Genomic DNA, 5000 nt, shown 5'->3' with positions numbered 1-5000 from the left:
GTAGCTCAGCTGGGAGAGCGCCTGCTTTGCAAGCAGGATGTCGTCGGTTCGATCCCGTCCGGCTCCACCACTCGCGCAATCCGCAGGATTGTCGCGCTCAGCCGCCACGTTGCGGTTTGGCGAGCGCGCAATCCGCAGGATTGTCGCCTTGGTGTCGAGTAGAGATGAGGCTGCCGGTCAAAAGTCGTTCGTATAAAGGTTTGCGGTGAGCCTCTTGCTCTCCGCCTGTTCTGTTTGACATCGTAAAGAGAAGATTTGTTCGAACTTCATGGATCGCAAGGTTCATGATTTGTCGCGGGAGACGCTCAATCTCCCGCATATGATGGGTTTGCCTAACCGCGCCCTCGAACCGATCTCGAGAAGCTGGTCTTTTTGTGCCAATGACATCAAGCGCCAATCCCGCACAGGATTGCGCTTATGCGACGATCCCTTTGGGATCGCGCGGACGCCAATCCCGCAAGGGTTTGGCTGAAGCGACGATCTCTTCGAGATCGCGCGGGTGGGCATTGGCAATGAGAACGATCAAGTGTCTTAAGGGCAATTGGTGGATGCCTTGGCATGCACAGGCGATGAAGGACGTGATACGCTGCGATAAGCTACGGGGAGGTGCGAATACCCTTTGATCCGTAGATTTCCGAATGGGGAAACCCACCTAAGGTACTTGGAAAATCAGAGCAGCAGGGCAGCCGATGCGAAATCCCAAAAGGATTGAGTGTGAGGCGACGATCTCTTTGAGATCGCGCTATTGCTGCTGTGGTTTCCAAGTATCGATAATAGGTAACTTACCCTGAATACATAGGGGTAAAGTGGCGAACGCGGGGAACTGAAACATCTAAGTACCCGTAGGAAAGGACATCAACCGAGACTCCGGAAGTAGTGGCGAGCGAACCCGGACCAGGCCAGTGGCGATGATGAGACAAGCGGAACCTTCTGGAAAGTAGGGCCATAGTGGGTGACAGCCCCGTACGCGTAATGCAAATCATCGTCCTCGAGTAAGGCGGGACACGTGAAATCCTGTCTGAAATTGGGGGGACCACCCTCCAAGCCTAAGTACTCGTGCATGACCGATAGCGAACTAGTACCGTGAGGGAAAGGTGAAAAGCACCCCGACAAGGGGAGTGAAAGAGTACCTGAAACCGATTGCCTACAAACAGTGGAAGCCCAAGGTTCGTCCTGGGTGACCACGTACCTTTTGTATAATGGGTCAGCGACTTAGTGTGACGAGCAAGCTTAAACCGCTAGGTGTAGGCGCAGCGAAAGCGAGTCTGAACAGGGCGTTCAGTTCGTCGCATTAGACCCGAAACCGAGTGATCTAGCCATGAGCAGGTTGAAGGTAAGGTAACACTTACTGGAGGACCGAACCCATAACTGTTGCAATAGTTCGGGATGACTTGTGGCTAGGGGTGAAAGGCCAATCAAACTCGGAAATAGCTGGTTCTCCGCGAAATCTATTTAGGTAGAGCGTCGACCGAATACCCCAGGGGGTAGAGCACTGGATGGGCTAGGGGTCCTCACCGGATTACCAAACCTAACCAAACTCCGAATACCTGGGAGTACTAGTCGGCAGACACACGGCGGGTGCTAACGTCCGTCGTGAAAAGGGAAACAACCCTGACCTACAGCTAAGGTCCCCAAGTTATGGCTAAGTGGGAAAGGATGTGAGGATCCCAAAACAACCAGGATGTTGGCTTAGAAGCAGCCATCATTTAAAGAAAGCGTAACAGCTCACTGGTCTAAATAAGGGTCTTTGCGCCGAAAATGTAACGGGGCTAAAGCCATACACCGAAGCTTAGGGTTTGGTCCGCAAGGGCCAAGCGGTAGCGGAGCGTTCTGTAAGCTGATGAAGCCATACCCGTGAGGGGTGGTGGAGGTATCAGAAGTGCGAATGCTGACATGAGTAACGTAAGGGGAGTGAGAGACTCCCCCGCCGAAAGACCAAGGGTTCCTGCTTAAAGCTAATCTGAGCAGGGTTAGCCGGCCCCTAAGACGAGGCGGAAACGCGTAGTCGATGGGAACCACGTTAATATTCGTGGGCTTGGAGGTAGTGACGGATCATTGAGGTAGTCCAATCTTATCGGATTGAACGGGCTGCTGCGTGGTTCCAGGAAATAGCTCCTCCTTATAAACCGTACCCGAAACCGACACTGGTGGTCTGGTAGAGTATACCAAGGCGCTTGAGAGAACTATGCTGAAGGAACTCGGCAAATTGCACGCGTAACTTCGGAAGAAGCGTGACCCTTTTCTACGCAAGTAGAGGAGGGTGGCACAGACCAGGGGGTAGCGACTGTTTATCAAAAACACAGGGCTCTGCGAAGTCGCAAGACGACGTATAGGGTCTGACGCCTGCCCGGTGCTGGAAGGTTAAGAGGAGGGGTGCAAGCTCTGAATCGAAGCCCCAGTAAACGGCGGCCGTAACTATAACGGTCCTAAGGTAGCGAAATTCCTTGTCGGGTAAGTTCCGACCTGCACGAATGGCGTAACGACTTCCCCGCTGTCTCCAGCATAGACTCAGTGAAATTGAATTCCCCGTGAAGATGCGGGGTTCCTGCGGTTAGACGGAAAGACCCCGTGCACCTTTACTATAGCTTTACATTGGCATTCGTAGTGGCATGTGTAGGATAGGTGGTAGGCTTTGAAACCTGGGCGCCAGCTCAGGTGGAGCCACCCTTGAAATACCACCCTTATTACTATGGATGTCTAACCGCGGCCCGTTATCCGGGTCCGGGACAATGTATGGTGGGTAGTTTGACTGGGGCGGTCGCCTCCTAAAGAGTAACGGAGGCGCGCGATGGTGGGCTCAGAACGGTCGGAAATCGTTCGCTGAGTGCAATGGCATAAGCCTGCCTGACTGCGAGACTGACAAGTCGAGCAGAGACGAAAGTCGGTCATAGTGATCCGGTGGTCCCGCGTGGAAGGGCCATCGCTCAACGGATAAAAGGTACGCCGGGGATAACAGGCTGATGACCCCCAAGAGTCCATATCGACGGGGTTGTTTGGCACCTCGATGTCGACTCATCGCATCCTGGGGCTGGAGCAGGTCCCAAGGGTATGGCTGTTCGCCATTTAAAGCGGTACGTGAGTTGGGTTCAGAACGTCGTGAGACAGTTCGGTCCCTATCTGCCGTGGGTGTAGGAATATTGAAAGGATCTGTCCCTAGTACGAGAGGACCGGGATGGACGGATCTCTGGTGGACCTGTTGTGGCGCCAGCCGCATAGCAGGGTAGCTATATCCGGACGGGATAACCGCTGAAGGCATCTAAGCGGGAAACCCACCTTAAAACGAGTATTCCCTGAGAACCGTGGAAGACGACCACGTTGATAGGCCGGGTGTGGAAGAGCGGCAACGCTTGAAGCTTACCGGTACTAATAGTTCGATCGGCTTGATCGTTCTCATTCCTTATGCCCATCGTGAATACGATGGTCTTGGCCAGCGCTCACGCATGAGCGGCCCTTACGGGCCTATGCTCCGCGAGGGCGCCGGACGACCGGCGACGCGCAGTCGCGCTTGCGGGCATCGCCCGAAGCAGTCTGCAAACAACGTCGCCTTGGCACGGAAAGACAGGAAAATGGCACAAAACGGATAGTGAGCCGGTACTTCCTACTCACTAGCCCCTATTGCCTGATCCCTAACCCAGCTTCTCGAATAACGTGCGTTTTGCCGACCTGGTGGTTATGGCGGAGCGGCTGCACCCGATCCCATTCCGAACTCGGCCGTGAAACGCTCCAGCGCTGATGGTACTTCGTCTCAAGACGCGGGAGAGTAGGTCGCTGCCAGGTCTGCCAAACGCACGTTAAACTCACATCCAGAATCAAAATGATCCTGGATGGGGAGAAATCTTCTCTCTGCGAACAGGCCCGCCAACGGGATCCCGGGCCGCGTAAGCGGCCCTTTCATTTGGCGACTGGCTTTCCAGGCAGCGATCGCTGCAACGGTTGACGCGGGGTGGAGCAGCCCGGTAGCTCGTCAGGCTCATAACCTGAAGGTCACAGGTTCAAATCCTGTCCCCGCAACCAAATACAAGAACAGCCCGGCCCAGCCCGGGCTGTTCTTGTATCTGGCTGACGGTGGCCATCGATTTGCTCCGGATCACGGGCCCGCAAGGACGCCTTAGCCGACGCCGCCGGGCAAAGACAAAAACAAAACCTCTCCCCAAACCAAAGACAAAACCCGCAGCCACAAAAGCCGACCGGCTCTTTGGTTTGCGACACCCGACGAAACTAAGCAGACAAAAACGAAGGCGCGGAACAGAGCCCATCCACGAACCCGTTGCCTGGCGATGCCGATGCTGGGACAAACAGCTCGCAAACAACTCCTCGTCCTGCAGGCCCAGGCTGAAGGCGCAGCCATAAAGACCGGCCCGCAATGCGAACGAATTTAGCCGGTTGGGCTTTTCCTCAGCCGGCTTTTTTCGCCCATCGTCTCGCGCGCGGCCGCCACCAAAAGCGACCGCGGTATTGACTCGCGCGTCGACCTCGATCGCGCCGGCGTCTTCGTGGCTGATGTGACAATTGCGGTTATGTCGAATCGCGCGACAAGCGATTCTCCTGGGGAGAATCGCGGCAAAGCGGCAAAACTGAAGCGCGGCCCGAATCAGCGGAGACTGCTAACAGTTGACATCTATTGCCATTCGCGTTGTGCGATCCCATAATCCCGCCAGGAGGTTGCCATGCCGAATTACGCTTTGAATGACCACTACGAGAATTTCATCCGCAAGCAGCTCGAATCAGGCCGCTACAACAATGCCAGCGAGGTTGTCCGCGCGGGCCTTCGCATGCTCGAGGATTTCGAGGCGGAGCGGGAGAAATGGCTGCGCGAGGAAATGCCGGCGCGCCTGACCGAACTGCAGCGGGATCCAACCAAAGGTATCCCGGCCGAAACGGTCTTTTCCCGACTGGAGGCGCGTCATCGTGCGAAGCAGGCGAAAGCCAGGTAGGGGATGGAGTATCGGATTGTCTTCCATCCCAAGGCGGAGTCCGAGCTGGAAGCGCTCTATGACGAT

At 55.5% G+C, this 5000-nt stretch carries 2 protein-coding genes, 2 tRNA genes and 2 rRNA genes (2 of these 6 only partly in view); all 6 read left to right on the top strand.

Annotated features, from left to right (window positions below; genetic code table 11):
* Nucleotides 1-70 (top strand) — tRNA-Ala (locus NR193_RS15750); it begins 6 nt to the left of the window's first position.
* Between the two features lie 450 nt (nucleotides 71-520).
* A 23S ribosomal RNA gene (locus NR193_RS15745) occupies nucleotides 521-3388 on the top strand.
* 274 nt (nucleotides 3389-3662) lie between these two features.
* Nucleotides 3663-3777: ribosomal RNA gene (gene rrf, locus NR193_RS15740) — 5S ribosomal RNA — on the top strand.
* Between the two features lie 160 nt (nucleotides 3778-3937).
* A tRNA-Met gene (locus NR193_RS15735) sits at nucleotides 3938-4014 on the top strand.
* A 653-nt stretch (nucleotides 4015-4667) separates the two neighbouring features.
* On the top strand, nucleotides 4668-4934 hold the full coding sequence (locus tag NR193_RS15730) for a type II toxin-antitoxin system ParD family antitoxin (RefSeq protein WP_256751713.1): 267 nt from the start codon (nucleotides 4668-4670) through the stop codon (nucleotides 4932-4934).
* Nucleotides 4935-4937: 3 nt separating this feature from the next.
* A protein-coding gene (locus NR193_RS15725; protein ID WP_256751712.1) for a type II toxin-antitoxin system RelE/ParE family toxin crosses the window boundary here: on the top strand, nucleotides 4938-5000 show its start. It continues 249 nt past the right edge of the window; 63 of the gene's 312 nt are visible here — the first part of the coding sequence; the start codon lies at nucleotides 4938-4940; its stop codon lies beyond the right edge, outside the window.

It is taken from the genome of Mesorhizobium sp. Mes31, from assembly GCF_024519675.1.
In the GTDB taxonomy this organism is placed as follows: Bacteria; Pseudomonadota; Alphaproteobacteria; order Rhizobiales; family Rhizobiaceae; genus Mesorhizobium.
Note: the sequence above shows the minus strand (reverse complement) of the source record. Positions and strands in the feature narration are given on the sequence as shown.

Bases quoted from the DNA above. Each gene is read 5' to 3' on its own strand.
- NR193_RS15730 (WP_256751713.1), top strand. From the start codon at position 4,668: ATGCCGAATTACGCTTTGAATGACCACTACGAGAATTTCATCCGCAAG.